Origin of the sequence: Pedobacter sp. Leaf41, from assembly GCF_001422545.1 — a bacterium.
GTDB lineage: Bacteria > Bacteroidota > Bacteroidia > Sphingobacteriales > Sphingobacteriaceae > Pedobacter.
The window spans coordinates 956,231-977,160 of sequence record NZ_LMLE01000001.1 but is presented as its reverse complement, the minus strand read 5'-3'; the positions used below and the strand labels follow the sequence as shown (position 1 = coordinate 977,160).

The window sequence follows — 20,930 nt, the reverse complement described above, 5'->3', positions numbered from 1 at the left end:
TCAAAAATGAAACAAGATATACCAGAAGACGGCACATTACTTCCTTTAATGGAAGAGTTCTATACGATACAGGGCGAAGGATTCAACACCGGAAAAGCAGCTTATTTTATCCGCTTAGGTGGTTGTGATGTGGGATGCCACTGGTGCGATGTGAAAGAAAGCTGGGACGCCGAAATGCATCCCTTAACTCCTGCTGATGTAATTGTAGAAAATGCAGATAAATTCCCGGGCAAAGCTGTGGTAATTACTGGTGGTGAACCACTTATTTACAATCTTGACTACCTTACTCAAAAACTTAGAGATCGAGGTATCTTAACGTTTATTGAAACTTCGGGTGCTTATCCTCTTTCAGGCCATTGGGATTGGATCTGTTTATCACCAAAAAAATTTAAAGCACCCAGACCCGATATCACCCCTTTCGCCCACGAGTTGAAAGTTATTGTTTTTAATAAAAGTGATTTTAAATGGGCAGAGGAATATGCCGCAATGGTATCACCAACCTGTAAGCTTTACCTTCAGCCAGAGTGGTCAAAATCTAAAGAAATTACCCCAATGATTATTGAGTACGTAATGGCTAACCCGAAATGGGAAATTTCTTTGCAAACGCATAAATTTTTAAATATTCCTTAAATAGTTTACATTAGCTTTGATCACTAAATGTTGATGTAATGAAATACTGGTTTCTCTTATTCGTTAGCATATCAAGTATTTTTGGTTATGCGCAAAGCTCGCCAAATAGAAAAGCACAAACTTTTTTCGAAAAGGCAGGACCATACATTGAGAAATTAGATTATGCATCTGCCGAGCAAGTTTTGAAAAGTGCTGTTGAGGCAGATCCCCTATTTCAAAATGCATTTACCTTACTCGGCGGCGTTTACAAAGCGCAAAAGAGATATTCAGATGCTAAAGCCGCTTACCAAAAAGCATTACTGATCAATAAAAATGTAGCTCCCGAAGTGATCTATGGCTTAGCCGAGATGGAATTTGCCACACAAGAATATGATCAGGCAAAACAACATTTTAATGAATTCTTATTATTAGATAGTTCTTCTGAACGGGCAAAACGAGCAAGGAAATATTTAATGGACTGTGATTTTGCATCCCTTGAAATTAAGAAGCCCGTTAAATACGCACCAGCTAATCTAGGAAATGGCGTTAATACAAACGACTCAGAATATTTCCCTGCTTTGACAGCCGATGGAGAAACATTAGTGTTTACTCGCCTGATGAATGGGAATGAAGACTTTTGGACTTCTCAATTCAAAAATAATTCATGGAATTTAGCTACGCCTTTATCAGCAAACATAAATACGACCAGATACAATGAAGGCGCTCAAACGATATCTCCAGATGGAAAATATTTATTTTTTACGGGATGTAATCGCCCAGATGGGCTAGGTAGATGTGATATTTATGTTTCTCACCGTGAAGGCAAAGATTGGGGCGAACCTTATAATATTGGCAAACCTGTAAATTCTGAGTATTGGGAGTCGCAACCTGCAATCAGTCCCGATGGCAGAACTCTATATTTCATTAGCAACCGTCCCAGCGGTTCGGGAGGCTACGATATATGGAAAAGCACCATTACTGATGATGCCAAATGGGGACCTGCTATAAATCTTGGTCTTGAAATAAATACAATTTACGATGAAAACACACCCTTCCTACACGCTGATGGAAAAACACTTTACTTTTCCTCAGATGGATGGCCAGGTTTTGGAAACAAAGATATTTACTACAGCAGAATGGATGTTGGAGGAAAGTTTCAAAAACCTATTAATATCGGCTATCCGATAAATTCATTTGATGATGAGAGCGGTTTAATTGTTAGTGCTGATGGAAACACGGGAATGTTTTCCTCTAACTTAAAAGACGGCTTCGGTGGTCAGGATATTTATAGTTTCGGTTTGCCAGAAATTGCGAAACCAATGAAAGTATCGTATGTAAAAGGCATTGTGAGAGATAAGGACAGCAAGAAAATGATAGAAAGCAATGTTCAGGTTATAGATTTAAAATCAAACAATACAGTTTTTGATGACTACACCGATCCCGAAACTGGCCAGTTTCTAGCTGTTATGCCTATCGGAAGTAATTATCTTTTCAATGTTAATGCAGAAGGTTATTTGTTTTATTCTGAAAACTTTGAATTAAAGACTGGCGATATCAACAAGCCCTACCAAATAGAAGTCTACATCGAAAAAATTAAACAAGGTGGAAATGTAACTTTGAGAAATATTTTCTTTGACACTAACAAGTTCAATCTCTTGCCTGCATCAATTAAAGAACTCGATTTATTAATTGAGTTCCTAAATCAAAATCCAACGGTCGATATCGAAATTCAAGGTCATACAGATAATATAGGCGATGCTAAATTGAACGAAAAGTTATCACTTAATAGAGCAAATGCTGTTTACGAATATTTATTGAAAAACAATATTGAAGCCAAAAGACTCACGTTTAAAGGTTTTGGGGCAAATAAACCAATTGCAGATAATAAAACCGAGCTTGGGCGAAAAAGCAATAGAAGAACATCGTTTTTGATAACTAAAATTTAATATGTCGCAAAATTACTCCAACCACAGAAGGTTCTATCCGCTTTTCCATTTCTTTGCTGTGCCGTTGATCTTGCTCACGTTGCTGGCTTCGCTCTACAATTGCGTAATAACTCCAAATATCTCATCGGCTTTAATTTTCCTTGCGATATTTTTAGTACTGCTAACAGCTATAATGGCAAGAACATTTGCATTGAAAGCGCAAGACAGAGCTATAAGAGCAGAAGAAAAATTCCGATACTTTTTGTTGGCCGGCAAAGCACTGCCGGCTGAACTCACTTTAGCACACATACTGGCTTTAAGATTTGCAAGTGATGGAGAATTAGTGGTACTTGTTGATAAGGTAATTTCCATGCAACTATCGCCAGATGGCATCAAAAAGGAAATAAAAAGTTGGCGAGGGGATCAACACAGGGTCTAATCAGGTGTATTTATTTTTTCAAGCAAAAAAACTGCTAAAACTTTTTCCCTTTCAAAACCCTAATTTCTGAGCCTTCTGCAAGCATTACTGAATCTGGCTCAGCACGGTTAAGGAAAGCGAAATCACTTCCGTAATTAATCCCAAAATCAACTTCAATTTTATATTGTTTAACTGGGTAGGCTTCCCAACGTGGATGTTCTACGCCATATTCAGATGTTCTATTTAATCCAATCTTGGTATATCCCCAATAATGTTCCGTAATGAATTCTTCTTCACTGCCCACGGCAATTTCTTCAGCTTTTGATGAAGCGGTAACAGAAAACTTATTCCAGATTTTGTTCTTCCAAAGATAATCTACTTCAAGTTGATGCTCCTGCTCAATCCAAACGTGTTTCATCGGCAAGGTTTGGTAGTTCTCTTTGTAAACTGTATTTGCCACAAATGTGATGGCTGGCAACGGCACAATTTCTTTTATAAAAACAACGCCCCTCTTCCACTCATCACCATCTTTGTATTTAACATAGAAGCGAAGATTAACTTCCTCAAAATTGGTATGAAACGGGATATTAAAGCCTCTCAATTTTACATCTACGAACATAAAACCAACTAAGCTCACATAGTATTTACCTTGCCAATCATCCAATTCTGTATTGGGCGGTAGGTATTTCAAAAGCACAGCCTTATCTACAGCATATTGCGCCAGAGCAAGTTTTCGCCATTCGGCAGTAAGAAATACCTTTGAGTTTGTCATTTTTAAAGAATAGCTTGCCTAATCCGGATCAACCTGGTTAAAGTTTCTTCCAATAAATCCAAATGCAGCATATTAGCACCATCTGATTTCGCGTTTGCTGGATCTGGGTGAGTTTCGATAAATAAGCCATCTGCACCAACTGCAATGGCAGCTTTAGCAATGGTTAAAATTAACTCTGGTTTACCTCCAGTTACGCCACTCGCTTGATTTGGTTGCTGTAGCGAATGCGTACAATCCATCACAACGGGAACACCGAAGCTTTGCATTTCGGGTAAACCCCGATAATCAACAATTAAATCCTGGTAGCCAAAAGTATTTCCCCTATCCGTTAAAATTACTTTTTCGTTGCCAGCTTCCCGCACTTTTTCAACTGCAAATTTCATTGAACCAGCAGAAAGAAACTGACCTTTTTTTACATTAACTACTTTACCAGTTTCGGCAGCAGCAATCAACAAGTCAGTCTGGCGACACAAAAAAGCAGGGATCTGCAAAACGTCTACATATGCAGCAGCGATTGCAGCTTCACCACTTTCGTGAATATCTGTAACGGTAGGCACGCCAAATTCGCGACCAATACGCTCCAAAATCCTTAGGGCTTTTTCATCGCCAATCCCTGTAAAAGAACTGCCTTTGCTTCTATTTGCTTTGCGATAGGAACCCTTGAAAATGTAAGGGATTTTAAGTTTATCTGTAATCGTAATAATCTTTTCAGCAATGCGCATGGCGATATCTTCACCTTCGATTGCACATGGACCAGCCATCAAAAAGAAATTTCCGGATTCTGTATTTTTTATTTTATCTAAATAGTTTAGCATAATTGAGATTTAAGACTTGAGAAGTGAGATGTGAAATTTCAAACGTCAACCGTCTAAAATCTAGTCTCTTTATCTCAAATCTAATTTTAGTTCCCTAGTTCCGACATGAATTTTATTCGCATCAATTGGATTTCTTCGCGGGTGTAGTCAGTTTCGCCAAGTTCATTAAGTGCTTCATCAATCGAATCGCTTTCGGCAGCACGGAAGTAATCAAAAACCTCATCTTGTCTATCGTCATCAATGACTTCATCAATAAAATAGTTTAAATTAAGCTTAGTCCCCGAGTTAACAATCGATTCTACCTCTTTTAAAATTTCTTCGTAAGTAATTCCTTTCGAATCAGCAATATCTTCTAAACCAATCTGTCTGTCTATATTTTGAATAATAGAAACTTTCATTTGCGATTTATTGGCTTGAGTTTTTATAATCAAATCAATTGGTCGCTCAATGTCGTTATCTTCTACGTATTTCTTTATTAACTCAATAAAAGCGCTACCAAATTTCATTGCTTTACCAGAGCCAACACCATGTATTTGTCGAAGTTCTTCCATTGTAATTGGATAATGCGTACACATTTCCTCCAAAGATGGATCTTGAAAAACGACAAAGGGTGGAACACTTTTTTGCTTGGCAATTTTTTTACGTAAATCTTTTAGCAGCTGTAGCAAGTGGGTATCTAATGCTCCAGGGCCTTGTTTTACATCATCCTCATCATCATCTGCACCCGTTTCAATCGGTTCATTTAAGATAAATTTCAAGCTGTAAGGATTGATAATAAAGTCTCTTCCTTGTTTTGTTAGCTTCAATAAACCATAATTATCAATATCCTTAAAAAGGTAATTGTTCAGAACGGCCTGCCGGATAACTGATTTCCAAAACAAAATTCCTTCTTCTTTACCGATTCCGAATTCCGGAACTTTGCTATGCTCGTAAGCAATGGTTTGTGCAGTTTCCAAACCCAAAAACACGTTTAATAAATGTGCATCATCAAACTTCTCGCCTGTTTTTTCGATAAATTTTAGCAAGGTTGATAGCTGCTCTTCCGCATCAAATTGTTTTTTAGGTTTTTTGCAGTTATCGCACATGCAATTGCAACCTGTTTCATTAAAATTTTCTCCAAAATAATGAAGTATCTGCTTACGTCGGCAAACGCCAGATTCAGCATAATCAATAACTTCTTTTAAAATTTGTGTACCAATTTCACGTTCAGAAACCGGCTTATCTTTCATAAATTTAGCAAGCTTATCTACGTCTTTTTGAGCGTAGAAAGCTATACAAACTCCTTCGCCGCCATCACGGCCAGCTCTACCAGTTTCCTGGTAATAACCTTCCATACTTTTAGGCACATCGTGATGGATAACGAAACGAACGTCAGGTTTATCTATCCCCATACCAAAAGCAATTGTCGCTACAATCACTTCTGCATCTTCCATCAAAAAGCGATCTTGTGTTTCAGCTCTAATTTTTGGTTCTAAACCAGCATGGTACGGCAAAGCACTAATTCCATTAAGGTTTAGCGCTTCTGCAACTTCTTCTACTTTTTTTCGACTGAGACAATAAATGATTCCTGATTTCCCTGGATTCGATTTAATATACTTTATGATTTCTTTTGTGATATCCCTTTTTGGGCGAATTTCATAAAATAAGTTTGGCCTGTTAAATGACGATTTGAATAGTGTAGCCTCGGTCATGCCAAGGTTTTTCATAATATCTTGCTGAACTTTTGGTGTGGCAGTAGCCGTTAGAGCTATAATAGGAATATTATTGCCCAAGCCTGCAATCACCTGCTTTATTTTACGGTACTCTGGTCTAAAATCATGTCCCCATTCCGAAATACAATGCGCTTCATCAACCGCGACAAAAGAGATCTTTATTAAATTCAGGAACTCAATATTATCTTGCTTAGCCAGCGATTCTGGTGCAACATATAATAACTTCGTCTGGCCACTTAAAAGATCAGACTTAACTTGTGTAATTTCAGACTTATTTAAAGATGAGTTAAGAAAATGTGCGATACTATCATTTCCGCCAAATGCTCTTAATTGATCCACCTGGTTTTTCATTAATGCAATTAGAGGAGAAATTACAATCGCCGTTCCTTCGCTCATTAATGCTGGCAATTGATAGCAAATAGACTTTCCTCCGCCGGTTGGCATAATAACGAAAGTATTATTCCCTTCTAATATGTTTGTTATGATCGACTCCTGATCACCTTTGAAATTATCAAACCCAAAGAAATTTTGCAGGTTATCAAATATCGACTTTTTCACGTCCATTTTGTGTAATAAAATATGCGATGCTATTTTTCTATCCAAAATAACATAATTTTACAAGAATTTCAAGTATTCACCAACAATTATTTTCTCTTTGAAAAGTAAAAAATACATAATCCAATCAGCCATAAGCACTTTAGAGCTTGAAGCAGCAGCGATATTAAATGTTGCGAAAAACATTAACGATGATTTTGAGCAGGTGGTATCTTCCATTTTAAATTGTGATGGAAGAGTTATCGTAACAGGCATAGGCAAAAGCGCTATTATCGCTCAAAAAATTGTTGCTACTTTTAATTCTACTGGCACGCCTGCTATCTTTATGCATGCCGCGGATGCTATTCATGGGGATTTAGGTATGATTCAAAGAAATGATGTCATTATTTGTTTATCAAAAAGCGGAAATACTCCAGAAATAAAAGTTTTAGTTCCATTGCTTAAATCTGCAGGAAATAAACTGATTGGAATGGTTGGGGAATTGACATCTTTTTTAGCCGAACAGGCAGATCTTGTATTAAATACCTCATTTGAAAAAGAGGCTTGCCCACATAATTTAGCACCAACTACCAGCACAACGGCTCAACTTGCCTTGGGCGATGCATTGGCTATTTGTCTCTTAGAATGTAGAGAATTTAATGAGTCTGATTTTGCGAAATATCACCCTGGAGGATCATTAGGAAAAAAACTTTATTTAAAGGCCAAAGATCTGGCTCTTTCCAATGAAAAACCTTCAATAAATCCCTCGGCTTCCGTTAAGGATGTATTAATAGAAATTAGCAAAAACCGTTTGGGTGCTGTTGCTGTTGTTGATGAGGGAAATAGTGTAATTGGTGTAATTACCGATGGCGATATCAGACGAATGCTTGAGAACAATGATTCGGTTATTGGACTGAAGGCCGAAGATATTATGGGAAAGCAGCCAAAAAGTATACAATACGACGCTCTTGCAGTGGAAGCACTACACATAATTAAGGAAAATAACATTACGCAGTTGCTAGTACTGAAACAAAACACTTACTTTGGAATTATCCATTTGCACGATCTTTTGAATGAAGGAATAGTGTAATTTTAAATCATAAAATGAATAAAGATTATTACGCCCTAATAATGGCTGGCGGAGTTGGAAGTCGCTTCTGGCCCGTGAGCAGAACAGAATACCCTAAGCAGTTTATCGATTTTTTCGGCGTTGGTAAAACGCTGATTCAAAGTACTTACGAAAGGTTTTTAAAAATCTGTTTACCAGAAAATATATTTATAGTTACCAATGAGATTTATGCTGAACTTGTAAAAGAACAGTTACCACAACTTTCAGATAATCAAATCCTGGCGGAACCTTTATTAAGAAATACAGCCCCTTGTGTAGCTTATGGAAGTTTAAAAATACATGAGCTTAATCCCAACGCGACTATTGTTGTAGCACCATCGGATCATACTATTGCTAACATAGATGGTTTTATCGAGTCCATTGAGCAATCGCTTGATGCCGCATCGAAAAACGATTGTTTGATTACCTTAGGCATTAAGCCAAACAGACCTGATACAGGTTACGGCTACATTCAGCACACCGATCATGTACTAAATACCGATACTGATTTACATCGGGTTAAAACATTTACGGAAAAGCCGAATTTAGAACTGGCCAAATCATTTATCCAAAGTGGGGATTTTTTATGGAACGCCGGAATTTTTATTTGGTCGGCAAAATCAATTTTGAAGGCATTTGAAAGGCATTTACCAGACATGTACGAAATTTTCAATCAGGGCCGTTCAGAAATGAATACCGAAAGAGAAAATGATTTTATAAATAATGCTTATCTCCAATGCACCAATATATCTATCGATTTTGGTATTATGGAGAAGGCTGATAATGTTTACGTTTTACCGGCTGATTTTGGTTGGTCTGACTTAGGTACCTGGGCATCAATTTATGAAATGGCTGAGAAGGATTATGTTGGCAATGCGGTAATTCCTTCAGAACAGGTAATTATGTTCGATTCGTCTAATTGTATGGTGAATGTACCGAAAGACAAACTAGTCATTCTACAAGGACTACATGATTACATTGTAGTGGAAAACAATAATATGTTAATGATTTGCCCCCGTAATGAAGAGCAAAAAGTAAAAGAATTTGTAGCCGAAGTTAAATCCAGATTCGGAAATAGATTCATTTAGTCTTTCAAAAATTTTATAATCTCACCAATATCCTTTGGTTCGAAAATCCTAACTGTTCTTAAAATTAAACTTTGAGAAAAGTTAGGATTTATAATATTACTGGCTACTAAATTAATTTTATCATCCAAATATTTGATGTAGCCCGGATACATATTCTTTTGCAGAACAGAAAGGCCAACAGCATTTGCCCAAGCGGTATTTCTTGCCGCTGTAATGCTAAAACGGACTACAGACTCTTTGCTTTTATTATCAACATATTTTAATAATTTCATTGGGGCACAAATCTCTTCTAAATCCTTTTGGATTATATTTATCAAGCAACCAATAATATTGTTGATAAGATTGAAATCTTTTTGAATCAACTGGATGTCAGAACCTTTTGCAGTTTCGGCAGCAGCGATACCGAGATCCAAATTAATATGTGCATTCATGCCCATTGATAAATGTTGAATGACAGTGTGAGGCTGTAAACTGGCATCGGAAGCGGATTTCCATGAAGAAGTTAGTGGGGTTTGGTTCAGATTACAGAAATAAGCGTCGATAGATCGATTTGCAAAAATCACATTAAGCTTTTCCATTCGCTGTCCGTTCTCAAACAAGCCATCACTTATTCCATTTTAAACAGCGACGGTCATTTTTCGATACAAGCAAACAAAATATCCTGCTCTGGATTTTTTGGCAATGCTTTGATCAATAATGTCATCGAGATGAGTGATAACTTCAGTAATGTTTTTTGCAGGAAGCATAAATGGAATTTCTATTAAAAATACATAATTATATTTTTAACTAAGAAATTAAAAGGACACCTGCCTTAGGTTGTTCTTTGTCTTACAGCCTCGTATAAAATAACACCCGCAGAAACCGACACATTTAATGATTCTATTTTGCCAGCCATTGGAATTTTTGCTAAATGATCTGCTACTCTTAAAAGATCGTTGGAAATCCCCTCGTCTTCCGAACCCATAATGATTGCTGTTGGCATGGTATAATCTGGCGAGTAAATTAAATCTGTAGTTTTCTCGGTACAGGCTACAATCTGCAAACCGCTTTCTTGCAAAAACAAACAGGTTTTATGAAGGTTAGCATGTCTGCAAATAGGGATATTAAATAGAGCTCCTGCAGAAGTTTTAATCGCATCTGCGTTTATTTGTGCAGCATTTTTTAACGGTACCACAATAGCATGCACGCCTACGCAAGCAGCTGTACGAGCAATTGCACCCATGTTACGTACATCAGTTACACTATCTAACACCAATATCAACGGCACTTCACCTTTTTCAAAAACAGCAGGAACAATATCCTCAATATTTTGATAAGTGATAGGAGAAATAACAGCTATAACACCTTGATGATTTTTTTGAGACATTCGATTCAATTTCTCAATTGGAACAGCGTTCAATGGGATCAAAGTATCTTTAAGTAATGCTTTTAACTCCAGAAATAATTCTCCGCCCAGACCACGTTGTTGATAAATTGTTTCAATATCTCTACCAGCTTTCACTGCTTCAATTACAGCTCTAATGCCAAATACAAACTCATTATTTTCTTTTGCTCTCTGCGGTCTTCTAAAATTATCCATGATGTAAAATTGTTTGCAAAAGTAATTGTTTTTCCGGCAAGGCAAGCAAAATTATTTGCTATTGGAAAATATGGGAGTAAATCAGAGGATTGATTTTTATTGGCAATCGAATTATAGAGGTGGAAGTTGATTAGTCTAACTTAAAAAAACAACTACTACCTTTCGTACTATTGCCAATATCTATTCCCATTATCTCTTCACTATTTTCAATTATCCATTCCCTATTTCCTCACCTACCCCTCCCTATCCCCGTACGTTCATTTTAAATAGATCCTTTTTTATCACCTTTCCATTATCAACATTTTGTTGTTCAAAATTTTGAAATCTTTTGATAATTACTAAAACTTAATCTTATTCTTCTTCAATTTGTTAACAAACAGCTAAGAACTTGTTAAAACATTCGGATCAAAAATTAACTACTTTTGTAAAATGAGTATCGATAACGAACAAGGCGGAAAGAATAATATATCATCCCGAAAAGCAAGATTAAATACAACAGTGAGTTCAATGGGTAAATTGCCTCCCCAAGCGTTAGATTTGGAAGAGGCAGTTTTAGGTGCATTAATGTTGGAAAAAGATGCGCTTTCGGCTGTTATCGACATTTTAAAGCCTGAAGTTTTTTATCATGAAGCCCACCAAAAAATATTTGCAGCGATCCATATGCTGTTCGAAAAGTCGAAACCAGTAGATATTTTAACGGTAACATCAGAACTGCGCCAGATGGGTACTCTAGAAATGGTTGGCGGAGCTTATTATATCACCAACCTGACTAACCGTGTAGCTTCTGCCGCAAATATTGAATACCATGCCCGGATTATTTCCCAAAAATATATTCAGCGTGAATTGATTAGAATTTCTACTGATATTATTACGAATGCATATGAAGATACCACTGATATTTTCGATTTATTAGATCATGCGGAAAAAGGATTGTTTGATATTGCCCAAAATAACTTGCGGAGAGATACGCAGAAAATGGACGATATTATTAAACAATCGCTAGCAACCCTAGAAGAACTTCGAACAAAAACAGATGGCTTAACGGGTGTTCCAACTGGTTTTACAGGGTTAGACCGCATTACCGGAGGATGGCAAAAACAAGATTTGGTTATTATTGCTGCTCGTCCGGCGATGGGAAAAACCGCCTTCGTACTTACCTGCGCAAGGAATGCGACAGTTGATTTTCAAAAACCGACAGTAGTTTTCTCTTTAGAGATGTCTTCTGTTCAGTTAGTTAACCGTTTAATATCGGGAGAAGCTGAAATAGAGCAAGAAAAAATAAGAAAAGGAAATCTACAAGAGTGGGAATGGCAGCAGCTTCACAGCAAAATCGGTCGCTTAACCGAAGCTCCCCTACTTATCGATGATACGCCAGCGCTAAATATCTTTGAATTTAGAGCAAAATGTAGAAGGCTAAAATCACAATACGATATTCAATTAGTTATTGTGGATTACTTGCAGTTGATGCATGGTAAAGGTGAAGGCGGTAAAGGTGGTGGTAATCGTGAGCAAGAGATCGGTAGTATTTCAAGAGCTTTAAAATCAGTTGCAAAGGAATTAGATGTTCCTGTTTTAGCTTTGTCACAGTTAAGTCGTGCGGTAGAAAGCCGACCTGGTTTGCAGGGAAAGAGACCAATGTTATCCGATTTGCGTGAATCGGGTTCAATTGAGCAGGATGCTGATATGGTTTTATTCCTTTATCGCCCTGAATATTATGGCATTACAGAAGATGAGCAAGGAAGATCGCAAGCAGGAATTGGCGAAGTAATTATTGCAAAACACAGGAACGGTGAAACTGGAATTGTGCCGCTACGTTTCGTTGGTAAGTTTGTTAAATTTACGGATTTAGAGGAAGATTTCACAGCACCAACGTCGTTTGCTTCCGCAGATCCATCTGCAGGAATGTACCCATCACAAGATTTTGAAAAACAAAGCAATGTAATCATTCGACCTTCGAAAATGGACGATTACAATGACGATGATCCACCATTTTAATGGAGGTAAATAGTTGAAGGGAAATTGAAAAATTTCCCTTTTTTTATTTAGAAAAGATATCCGAATAATATTCCAGCTAAAACAATAACAGGCGGGCTCACTTTGGAGAAGTTTAAAAGTAGAAATGTGGCTAGCATTATCCCTAAGAACAACCAGTTAAAACCCATTGGGATAAGCAACAGGATAAAGGCGGCAATAATGAAACCTACGCTTACCGCATTGATACCAGAAAGACTATAGCGAATTCTTGAGATTTTCTTCAAATCATCCCAAAAAGGAACAATAAATAAAACCAAAATTAATCCCGGTAAATTAATTCCAATTACACCGATTAAGCCGCCTAGCACCTGTCCCCATACGCCGTAGCCAAAGTTTTTCATGCTTAATGCCCCAAGATAACTGGTGAATGAAAATGTTGGTCCGGGTAGTGCTTGCTGTAAGGCAAAACCTGACAGAAAACCTGATGAAGGCAGATAATGCTTCATCTCTACAAACTCCGTAAACATTAACGGGACAAGCACCTGACCACCGCCGAAAACCAATATTCCGTTCCTGTAAAAGTTTTCTAACAAACGAATTGGCAAACTAAAAGGTGATGTTCTATTGATGATGGCACCAACAAGTGCAAATAAAAGTAGTGCTCCTAAAAAGTAAATCATCTTCTTAGGGTTAATATTCGAAAAAAGTTTAACTCGTAATTCTGTTTCCTCTTTAGGCGTTTCAATCGCAGAAGAAATTATTCCACCAACTAATATCGCTAATGGGAACACATAGGCATTACGGAGAACAAAGGTTGCCACAACAGAAGATATGGCTAAGAAAATGGAGACTTGGGAAGACAAAACTTTTTTACCCAATTGCCATGCTCCATAAGCCACAATACCCAACGCTATAGGCTGAATATACTCCAAAATATCACTAAATTTTTGCTTCTGATCAAGCAAGGCATAGCTAATCGCAGCAAATGTCATAATTGCTGCCGTTGGCAAGATCCAAATCAAAAAAGTAAGGATTGCTAGCTTTAGTTTCCCAACTTTCCAGGCTATCCCCACCAGTGTTTGTGTAGATGCCGGCCCCGGTAAAACTTGTGCTAAAGCGTTCAGCTCCAGTAACTCCTCTTCCGAAATAAACTTGGAATTTTTAACGAAATACTTTAACAGTAATGCTAAATGTGCTTGTGCGCCACCGAAAGAAGTGAAGGTGAACAATACGACATTCCTGATAAATAGCCACTGCTTTTTAGCAGCGATGGGTTTAGCCTGCATTTATTCTAGCTGATTAACAATAAACAAATAATTGAAAAGGACTCACTAAATTATTCATCTTCATAATCTAAACCTGCAGCAGTATTGTACGCACCTTGCAACTCAGAAAATGCATGCATATCTCTCTTATTACGGGCTACAGCCATTCCTTTTTGATATACTTCAATCGCTTTATCTTTTTGATCATCTTTTTCCAGTAACTTACCTAAATGATAATAAGTTCCTACATAACCTGGATGTTTATCCGTTAACTGAAGGTAAAAAGAATAGGCCTTTTCTTTATCATTTTGAGTGTTATACTCTGTGGCTAAGGCATATAGTATAAACGGATCGTTCGGATCACTTTCTAAAAACTCCAATAACTTTGCTAAACGGCTTGATGACATTTTATTTCCTTGCTTTTTTAATTAAATTTGCAGAAAGACCATATATAAATAAGACCAATAGTATGATAAATCAGAAGCCTTACTTAAAGCTTTGATAATTTCATATTCACTAAAACCCAAATTAACATATGAAAATATTAGTTTGTATCAGTAACGTGCCCGACACGACTACAAAAATAACTTTTACCAATGATAATACCGAATTCAATACAGCCGGAGTACAATATATTGTTAATCCTTATGATGAAATAGCGTTATCGAGAGCAATTGAGTTAGCCGAAGGTGGTAAAGGAACAGTAACTGTAATCAATGTTGGCGAAGCTGCAAACGATCCGACCATCAGAAAAGCGCTTGCAATTGGCGCAGATGACGCCGTTAGAGTGAATGCTGCTCCACGTGATGCATATTTCGTAGCTAAGCAAATTGCAGAATACGCAAAGGATAAAGATTTCAATATCATTTTAACCGGACGCGAGTCTATTGATTATAATGGAAATCAGGTAGCCGCAATGGTAGGCGAATTTTTAGACCTACCCTCAATTTCGATCATCAAAAAACTTGACATCGATGGAGACAATGCAACTTTAGAAAGAGAAATTGAAGGTGGAAAAGAAGTAGTTACCGTTAATGGTAAGTTTGTAGCAAGCTGTGCTGAAGGGGTTGCTGAACCTAAAATCCCTAACATGCGTGGTATTATGAGCGCAAGAACAAAACCTTTAACTGTTGTTGATCCAGTTTCGATTGAGGAAGTTATTAAGGTGACAAAATATGAAACTCCAGCTCCACGCGGTACAGTGAAATTAATTCCTGCAGATCAGACGGAGTCGTTAATTGGCTTGCTACATAGTGAAGCTAAAGTGATTTAATAGGATCTAGTTAAGTTTGAACTTGAAAAAACAGAGATAATTAATTGAGTAGATAAACATCTCCATCGGAGATTTAAGATAAAAATATGTCAGTATTAGTATATGTAGAACAAGCTGAAGGGAAGTTTAAGAAATCTGTTTTCGAGGCAGTTTCATACGCCAAAGCCATTGCCGATCAACAATCGACCAAGTTAATTGCCATTTCTATTGGCGATGTTGCGGAAAGTGAATTAAAAGAGTTAGGTAAATACGGTGCATCGAAGGTTTTAAATGTAAGTGTAGATCAGTTAAAAACGTTTGTAAACCAGGCTTACGCAAGCGTAATTGCTGCAGCTGCTGGACAAGAAAATGCAGACATCGTCGTATTATCCAATTCATTCTCTGGTAAAGGTTTAGCACCTCGTATTGCAGTGAAGCTTAAAGCTGGTTTGGCAGATGGGGCTGTTGAGTTGCCTAGTACAGATGGAAAATTTTCGGTTAAAAAAACTGCATTTTCTGGTAAAGCCTTTGCCATTACCGAATTAACATCGGCAAATAAAGTAATAGCCTTAAATCCGAATGCTTTTGGTGTGAAAGAAAATAGCACCGAGGCTGCTATTGAAACCTTCTCTGCTGATGTTAAACAATCGGACTTAGGAACTGTTATCAAAGATATTGTAAGAGCAACTGATAAAGTTTCACTTCCAGATGCAGAATTAGTGGTATCTGCCGGGCGTGGTTTAAAAGGTCCTGAAAACTGGGGAATGATTGAAGAATTAGCAGGTTTATTGGGTGCTGCAACCGCTTGTTCAAAACCAGTTTCTGATGCAGATTGGAGACCGCATTCAGAACACGTGGGTCAAACAGGAATTTCCATCAGCCCCAACTTGTATATTGCCATCGGCATATCTGGTGCAATTCAACATTTGGCTGGTGTAAGTTCGTCAAAAGTAATCGTGGTGATCAACAAAGATCCTGAAGCGCCTTTTTTCAAAGTAGCAGATTACGGTATTGTTGGTGATGCTTTTGAAGTTGTACCAAAATTAATAGAAGCTTTAAAAGCACATAAAGGATAATAAATTACTTTGAACCTCGCATATCTAAAAATATGTGAGGTTTGAAAATCATATATGAAAAAAGTTAAATTAGATATTGTAGGTTTATCTTACAGCCAGACTCAATCTGGTGCTTATGCCCTGGTTTTAGGAGAAGTAAATGGCCGCCGAAGATTGCCCATTATTATAGGCGCATTTGAAGCTCAGGCAATTGCTATTGAAATTGAAAAGATGACTCCCAGCAGGCCATTAACCCACGATTTATTTAAATCAATGGCTGACACTTTTCATATCAACATACAAGAAATCATTATTTATAATTTGGTCGATGGTGTGTTTTATGCAAAACTAATCTGTAGCGATGGAAAAACCACCCATGAAATTGATGCGAGAACCTCAGATGCAATTGCGCTCGCTGTTCGGTTTAACGCTTTAATTTATACTTATGAATTTATACTGGCCTCTGCAGGGATTGTAATTGAAGGCAATGATTTTTTATTCTTAGAAAACATGGATTCGATTGCCAAAGAACCTGATGCTGATGTAACGCCAGGTTCATCGCAACAGCAAGGATTTGGTGATTTGACAATTGAAGAACTTCAACAGAAACTCCAGGAAGCAATTGCTGAAGAAGCCTATGAAAAAGCTGCCCGATTGAGAGATGAGTTAAATAAAAGAGGAACTTCCTAATAAATTGTTATTGATTCTTACGTAAAATCCTCCGAGAAAATGGAAATTTAAAAAGAACCCAAATTGTTTAAAATAATTTGGGTTCTTTTTTGAATAATGTTTTAAAATAGTTCTATATTCAGCCTTTACTTCAAAAAAATCAAACAAACGAATATGATGAATGTTAAGTTCCGCTTAACCTTGATGAGCTTTATGCAATTTTTTGTGTGGGCAGCATGGCTTATTACAATTGCAAACTATTGGTTCGGAACCAAACAATGGGATGGTGCAGACTTCGGAATCATATTTTCAACAATGGGTATTGCTTCCCTTTTCATGCCGACCTTAACTGGTATTATGGCAGACAAATGGATTAATGCAGAAAAACTGTATGCTGTTTTACATATTTTGTATGCCTGTGTAATGTTTTACTTACCACAAGTGACAAGCCCTAACAGTTTCTTTTGGGTGATATTATTGGCAATGTGTTTTTATATGCCCACCATCGCATTAAGCAATTCTATTAGCTATACAACGCTTAAAAATAGCGAATTTGATGTTATTAAAAGTTTTCCACCAATAAGGGTTTGGGGAACCGTAGGATTTATTGTGGCCATGTGGATTACCAATTTAACAGGTAATAAAGCAAGTGCAAATCAATTCTACATAGCTGGAGTAAGTGCTTTTGCATTAGGCATTTATTCATTTACTCTTCCTGCATGTAAACCATTAAAGTTAATCAGCGATAAAAAATCATGGGTGCAAAAATTAGGGCTAGAATCCTTCAAATTATTCGCAGATTATAAAATGGCATTATTTTTTATTTTCTCAATGTTTTTAGGTGGAGCATTGCAATTAACAAATGCATATGGAGATGTGTTTCTTGATGAATTTAAAATGTTTCCCCAATATGCTGAACTCTATGTAGTAAAAAGATCCACCTTAATTTTATCAATTTCTCAAATTTCCGAAACACTGTTCATTCTAGCCATCCCCTTTTTCTTAAAAAGGTATGGAATTAAGAACGTAATGGTTATTTCTATGCTGGCCTGGGTATTCAGATTTGGTTTATTTGCCTTTGGAAATCCAGCTGATGGATTGTGGATGATCATTTTAAGTTGTATTGTTTATGGAATGGCGTTTGACTTTTTTAACATTTCAGGATCATTATTTGTTGAAACTTCAACTACTCCAAAAATGCGTTCCTCAGCCCAGGGTATGTTTATGATGATGACAAATGGATTTGGAGCAATTTTAGGAAGTTTAACATCGGGCTGGATCATTCAAAAATATTTTACAAGCGCATACACTACTATTCAAGAATTAGCAACATTAGTTTCAGCACAACCTAATAATAAGCTATTAATTAGTTTCCTAGGTTCAAAAGGAATTTCTGTTTTAGATAATGGTCAATTGAGTAGAGCAATACCGGTTATAAACTGGCACAGCGTGTGGCTAACATTCGCCATTTATGCTTTAATCATTACGGTTTTATTTGCACTATTATTTAAGCACAAACACACCAAAGCAGAAGAGAAAGCTATTGATGCCATTACCCACTAAATATTTCGAAATCACCTATGTCAGCTGGTAAGTATAGAAAAGAACACAATTGTTTAAATTGTGGCTCGCATGTAGAAAAACATTATTGTAGCAATTGCGGGCAACCCAATCTAGAATTAAAAGAAAGTTTTTGGGGCTTCATTAGCCATAGCATTGCACATTACTTCCATTTTGATAATAAATTTTTTCAAACACTTGTTCCTCTTTTAACTAAACCTGGCCAGGTTACGTTAGATTATTTAGCTGGAAAAAGAGCCAGATATATCAATCCGGTAAGCATGTACATTTTTGTATCTATTGTTTATTTTTTGGTTGCCTACTCGCCTAAACATGTCGAAATAGAAAACGAACACAAGCCTGTAACTGCCGCCCAATCTCAAAAAAGAAAAGCTACACTAGATAGTGTAAACAAAGTTTTGAAAAATGCCGGACTGGTAAAAGCAGTACCAGGCATCATGAACGAAACCACCAAGCATATCGCGGAAGATTTAGATCGAGAAGATTTCAAAGCCTTAAGTTTCAAAGATCAAAAAATAGCCTTAGAAAATCTGAAAAAGCTGAACAAAGCTAATCGATCGGATTCGTTAACTAAGGTAATTGGAAAGTTTAGTGAAATTCACGATGATCGAAATGACAGTACTTATGCTGCATATTTAGCCAGGCAGAAAACTTTAAATCCTATAGAGCAGGATAATTGGTTAGATCGAATGATCAAGAAGCGTGCTATCTCAATCGGAGAAAAAGCGGAGGTTATTCAAGAAACCCTTGAACACAACAGACCAAAGCAATATTTTCTGATGATGCCTTTGCTTGCACTATTCATTATGTGGAATTTTAGAAGAAATCACATTTATTATCTGGATCACCTAATCTTCACAATACATGGAATGACTGCATTTTTTATCGTTTCCATATTTACAAAACCGTTAATAAAATATATTTTCGGCGAAGATTCCAACATGTCAAGCCTCATTGGAATAGCTATTTTCGTGTGGATTTGCTGGTATATGTTTAATGCGTTGAAAATATTTTACCAACGAAAAAAAGTAGTTGGGAAGATGATCATGATCATTATATTATACTTTTTATCACTTAAATTAACTGAAATGGTGATGCTCAATCTAATCTATTACGTAGTAACCTGATCAAAATAATGGGCATAAAAAAAGCTTCAGAATTCTGAAGCTTTTTTTATGGAGTAAATAATTATTATTTTCTGCTCTTAATATCAACGAACGCTCTATCAGTTTCACCAACGTAAATTTGACGTGGACGACCAATCGGCTCTTTATTTTCATGCATTTCTTTCCATTGAGCAATCCATCCCGGTAAGCGACCGAGGGCAAATAACACAGTAAACATTTCAGATGGAAATCCCAATGCTCTGTAAATGATGCCTGAGTAGAAATCTACGTTTGGATATAGCTTTCTATCAATGAAATACTGATCAGTTAATGCTGCCTCTTCTAATTTTTTAGCTATTTCTAAAATCGGATCATCAATACCCAAGTTTTCCAAAATATCATCACAAGCTTTCTTAATGATTTTTGCCCTTGGATCAAAGTTTTTATAAACTCTATGTCCGAAGCCCATCATACGGAAAGGATCGTTTTTGTCTTTCGCTTTGGCAATCCATTTTTCTGTATCTCCGCCATCGTTCTTAATTAGCTCAAGCATATCGATAACAGCTTGGTTTGCACCACCATGTAATGGCCCCCAAAGTGCCGCGATACCTGCCGCAACTGAAGCATACAAATTACAATCTGATGAGCCCACTATTCGAACAGTAGATGTTGAGCAATTTTGCTCATGATCTGCATGTAAAATCAGTAACTTGTTCATCGCATTCACAACAACCGGGTTCACATCGTAATCCTCAGTACGTTGTCCAAATGTCATCCAAAGGAAATTGGTTACGTAATCATACTTATTTTTTGGATAGATAAGCGGATGGCCCAATGCTTTTTTATAAATAAAAGAAACAATTGTAGGTAGCTTAGCCAATAACTTAATGATGGTTAGATTTTGTTCTTCAGCAGTTTGATTAGGCTTTAAGCACTCTGGATAGAATGTTGATAGTGAGAAAATTAAAGAACCAAGTTGACCCATTGGATGAGATCTCGACGGATAACCATCGAAGAATTTCTTCATATCCTCATGAATCAAGGTATGCTTACTTATTTCGCCTTGGAATGCATCTAATTGCTCTTGTGTTGGCAAATCACCATATACGATCAAATATGATACTTCTAAAAAGCTGGATTTTTCGGCAAGTTCTTCTATAGAATATCCTCTATATTTTAAGATTCCTTTTTCACCATCTAAAAAAGTGATTTTACTTTTTGTAGAACCAGTATTTTTAAAACCAGTATCTAAGGTTACAAAGCCTGTAAGATCTCTTAACTTAGATATATCAATGGCTTTTTCATCTTCTGTTCCTGTAATTACTGGCAATTCTATTGTCTTACCATCAACTTTAATCTCTGCAATATCTGACATATTATTGTATTGTGTTTATAGCTTTCTAAATTATATAAAATTAATATACATGCATAACAAATCTGTTAAATTAATATGAATAATCAGTCAAAA

At 36.7% G+C, this 20,930-nt stretch carries 18 protein-coding genes and 1 pseudogene; 11 read left to right on the top strand and 8 right to left on the bottom strand.

The window, feature by feature from the left end:
- The first annotated feature begins 6 nt into the window (after nt 1-6).
- Genes ASE92_RS04155 through ASE92_RS21435 form a run of 3 tightly spaced genes read left to right on the top strand, consistent with a single transcriptional unit; the run spans nt 7 to nt 2,973 of the window.
- Nucleotides 7-630 carry a 7-carboxy-7-deazaguanine synthase QueE gene (locus ASE92_RS04155; protein WP_056848802.1) on the top strand — a complete coding sequence of 208 codons (624 nt, stop codon included), beginning with the start codon at nt 7-9 and terminating at the stop codon, nt 628-630.
- A 38-nt stretch (nt 631-668) separates the two neighbouring features.
- A complete protein-coding gene (locus ASE92_RS04150) occupies nt 669-2,555 on the top strand; it encodes an OmpA family protein (RefSeq protein ID WP_056848801.1) in 1,887 nt (628 codons plus the stop codon).
- A 1-nt stretch (nt 2,556) separates the two neighbouring features.
- On the top strand, nt 2,557-2,973 hold the full coding sequence (locus ASE92_RS21435) for a DUF6526 family protein (protein ID WP_056848800.1): 417 nt from the start codon (nt 2,557-2,559) through the stop codon (nt 2,971-2,973).
- Between the two features lie 34 nt (nt 2,974-3,007).
- Here ASE92_RS21435 and ASE92_RS04140 read toward each other — a convergent pair whose 3' ends face one another.
- The 3 genes from ASE92_RS04140 to recQ all read right to left on the bottom strand — a co-directional run bounded on the left by ASE92_RS04140 (nt 3,008) and on the right by recQ (nt 6,815).
- On the bottom strand, nt 3,008-3,724 hold the full coding sequence (locus tag ASE92_RS04140) for a YqjF family protein (RefSeq protein ID WP_056848799.1): 717 nt from the start codon (nt 3,722-3,724) through the stop codon (nt 3,008-3,010).
- A gap of 2 nt (nt 3,725-3,726) precedes the next feature.
- Nucleotides 3,727-4,539 carry a 3-deoxy-8-phosphooctulonate synthase gene (kdsA, locus tag ASE92_RS04135; protein ID WP_056848798.1) on the bottom strand — a complete coding sequence of 271 codons (813 nt, stop codon included), beginning with the start codon at nt 4,537-4,539 and terminating at the stop codon, nt 3,727-3,729.
- 86 nt (nt 4,540-4,625) lie between these two features.
- The gene (gene recQ, locus ASE92_RS04130; protein ID WP_056848797.1) at nt 4,626-6,815 is read right to left on the bottom strand and encodes a DNA helicase RecQ; all 2,190 of its coding nucleotides are present in this window, start codon (nt 6,813-6,815) and stop codon (nt 4,626-4,628) included.
- Between the two features lie 91 nt (nt 6,816-6,906).
- Here recQ and ASE92_RS04125 point away from each other — a divergent pair, with 91 nt between their 5' ends.
- Both ASE92_RS04125 and ASE92_RS04120 read left to right on the top strand, forming a co-directional pair.
- Nucleotides 6,907-7,875, top strand: a complete 969-nt coding sequence (locus tag ASE92_RS04125) for an SIS domain-containing protein (protein WP_056848796.1) — start codon at nt 6,907-6,909, stop codon at nt 7,873-7,875.
- A 14-nt stretch (nt 7,876-7,889) separates the two neighbouring features.
- Nucleotides 7,890-8,981: a mannose-1-phosphate guanylyltransferase gene (locus ASE92_RS04120; protein ID WP_056848795.1), complete on the top strand. Its 1,092-nt coding sequence runs from the start codon at nt 7,890-7,892 to the stop codon at nt 8,979-8,981.
- Here ASE92_RS04120 and ASE92_RS04115 read toward each other — a convergent pair.
- Together ASE92_RS04115 and rlmB are read right to left on the bottom strand one after the other, a co-directional pair.
- Nucleotides 8,978-9,727: pseudogene (locus ASE92_RS04115) on the bottom strand (DUF5995 family protein). The gene ASE92_RS04120 and the pseudogene ASE92_RS04115 sit on opposite strands and share 4 nt — an antisense overlap.
- Before the next feature lie 65 nt (nt 9,728-9,792).
- Nucleotides 9,793-10,560 carry a 23S rRNA (guanosine(2251)-2'-O)-methyltransferase RlmB gene (rlmB, locus tag ASE92_RS04110; protein WP_056848793.1) on the bottom strand — a complete coding sequence of 256 codons (768 nt, stop codon included), beginning with the start codon at nt 10,558-10,560 and terminating at the stop codon, nt 9,793-9,795.
- 429 nt (nt 10,561-10,989) lie between these two features.
- Here rlmB and dnaB point away from each other — a divergent pair, with 429 nt between their 5' ends.
- Entirely contained in the window at nt 10,990-12,555 is a 1,566-nt protein-coding gene (gene dnaB, locus ASE92_RS04105; protein ID WP_056848792.1) for a replicative DNA helicase, read from the top strand.
- 47 nt (nt 12,556-12,602) lie between these two features.
- Here the strand turns inward: dnaB and chrA are convergent, their stop codons facing one another.
- Together chrA and ASE92_RS04095 are read right to left on the bottom strand one after the other, a co-directional pair.
- Nucleotides 12,603-13,820 carry a chromate efflux transporter gene (gene chrA / locus ASE92_RS04100; RefSeq protein ID WP_056848791.1) on the bottom strand — a complete coding sequence of 406 codons (1,218 nt, stop codon included), beginning with the start codon at nt 13,818-13,820 and terminating at the stop codon, nt 12,603-12,605.
- Between the two features lie 50 nt (nt 13,821-13,870).
- Nucleotides 13,871-14,206 (bottom strand): tetratricopeptide repeat protein, encoded by a 336-nt coding sequence (locus tag ASE92_RS04095; RefSeq protein ID WP_056848790.1) that lies wholly within the window; start codon nt 14,204-14,206, stop codon nt 13,871-13,873.
- A gap of 128 nt (nt 14,207-14,334) precedes the next feature.
- Here ASE92_RS04095 and ASE92_RS04090 point away from each other — a divergent pair, with 128 nt between their 5' ends.
- The 5 genes from ASE92_RS04090 (at nt 14,335) to ASE92_RS04070 (ending at nt 19,483) form a co-directional block, all read left to right on the top strand.
- Nucleotides 14,335-15,072, top strand: coding sequence for an electron transfer flavoprotein subunit beta/FixA family protein (locus ASE92_RS04090; protein WP_056848789.1), 738 nt, complete (start codon nt 14,335-14,337; stop codon nt 15,070-15,072).
- 86 nt (nt 15,073-15,158) lie between these two features.
- Complete coding sequence (locus tag ASE92_RS04085; protein WP_056848788.1) at nt 15,159-16,127, top strand: electron transfer flavoprotein subunit alpha/FixB family protein; 969 nt, start codon at nt 15,159-15,161, stop codon at nt 16,125-16,127.
- Nucleotides 16,128-16,181: 54 nt separating this feature from the next.
- A complete protein-coding gene (locus ASE92_RS04080; RefSeq protein ID WP_056848787.1) occupies nt 16,182-16,796 on the top strand; it encodes a bifunctional nuclease family protein in 615 nt (204 codons plus the stop codon).
- Between the two features lie 156 nt (nt 16,797-16,952).
- Nucleotides 16,953-18,338 (top strand): nucleoside permease, encoded by a 1,386-nt coding sequence (locus ASE92_RS04075; protein ID WP_056848786.1) that lies wholly within the window; start codon nt 16,953-16,955, stop codon nt 18,336-18,338.
- Nucleotides 18,339-18,355: 17 nt separating this feature from the next.
- The gene (locus ASE92_RS04070) at nt 18,356-19,483 is read left to right on the top strand and encodes a DUF3667 domain-containing protein (RefSeq protein ID WP_056848785.1); all 1,128 of its coding nucleotides are present in this window, start codon (nt 18,356-18,358) and stop codon (nt 19,481-19,483) included.
- Between the two features lie 64 nt (nt 19,484-19,547).
- Here the strand turns inward: ASE92_RS04070 and ASE92_RS04065 are convergent, their stop codons facing one another.
- Complete coding sequence (locus tag ASE92_RS04065; protein ID WP_056848784.1) at nt 19,548-20,837, bottom strand: citrate synthase; 1,290 nt, start codon at nt 20,835-20,837, stop codon at nt 19,548-19,550.
- Between the last annotated feature and the right edge of the window lie 93 nt (nt 20,838-20,930).

Bases quoted from the DNA above. Each gene is read 5' to 3' on its own strand.
- ASE92_RS04155 (WP_056848802.1), top strand. From the start codon at position 7: ATGAAACAAGATATACCAGAAGACGGCACATTACTTCCTTTAATGGAA.
- ASE92_RS04150 (WP_056848801.1), top strand. From the start codon at position 669: ATGAAATACTGGTTTCTCTTATTCGTTAGCATATCAAGTATTTTTGGT.
- ASE92_RS21435 (WP_056848800.1), top strand. From the start codon at position 2,557: ATGTCGCAAAATTACTCCAACCACAGAAGGTTCTATCCGCTTTTCCAT.
- ASE92_RS04140 (WP_056848799.1), bottom strand. From the start codon at position 3,724: ATGACAAACTCAAAGGTATTTCTTACTGCCGAATGGCGAAAACTTGCT.
- kdsA (WP_056848798.1), bottom strand. From the start codon at position 4,539: ATGCTAAACTATTTAGATAAAATAAAAAATACAGAATCCGGAAATTTC.
- recQ (WP_056848797.1), bottom strand. From the start codon at position 6,815: ATGGACGTGAAAAAGTCGATATTTGATAACCTGCAAAATTTCTTTGGG.
- ASE92_RS04120 (WP_056848795.1), top strand. From the start codon at position 7,890: ATGAATAAAGATTATTACGCCCTAATAATGGCTGGCGGAGTTGGAAGT.
- rlmB (WP_056848793.1), bottom strand. From the start codon at position 10,560: ATGGATAATTTTAGAAGACCGCAGAGAGCAAAAGAAAATAATGAGTTT.
- dnaB (WP_056848792.1), top strand. From the start codon at position 10,990: ATGAGTATCGATAACGAACAAGGCGGAAAGAATAATATATCATCCCGA.
- chrA (WP_056848791.1), bottom strand. From the start codon at position 13,820: ATGCAGGCTAAACCCATCGCTGCTAAAAAGCAGTGGCTATTTATCAGG.
- ASE92_RS04095 (WP_056848790.1), bottom strand. From the start codon at position 14,206: ATGTCATCAAGCCGTTTAGCAAAGTTATTGGAGTTTTTAGAAAGTGAT.
- ASE92_RS04090 (WP_056848789.1), top strand. From the start codon at position 14,335: ATGAAAATATTAGTTTGTATCAGTAACGTGCCCGACACGACTACAAAA.
- ASE92_RS04085 (WP_056848788.1), top strand. From the start codon at position 15,159: ATGTCAGTATTAGTATATGTAGAACAAGCTGAAGGGAAGTTTAAGAAA.
- ASE92_RS04080 (WP_056848787.1), top strand. From the start codon at position 16,182: ATGAAAAAAGTTAAATTAGATATTGTAGGTTTATCTTACAGCCAGACT.
- ASE92_RS04075 (WP_056848786.1), top strand. From the start codon at position 16,953: ATGAATGTTAAGTTCCGCTTAACCTTGATGAGCTTTATGCAATTTTTT.
- ASE92_RS04070 (WP_056848785.1), top strand. From the start codon at position 18,356: ATGTCAGCTGGTAAGTATAGAAAAGAACACAATTGTTTAAATTGTGGC.
- ASE92_RS04065 (WP_056848784.1), bottom strand. From the start codon at position 20,837: ATGTCAGATATTGCAGAGATTAAAGTTGATGGTAAGACAATAGAATTG.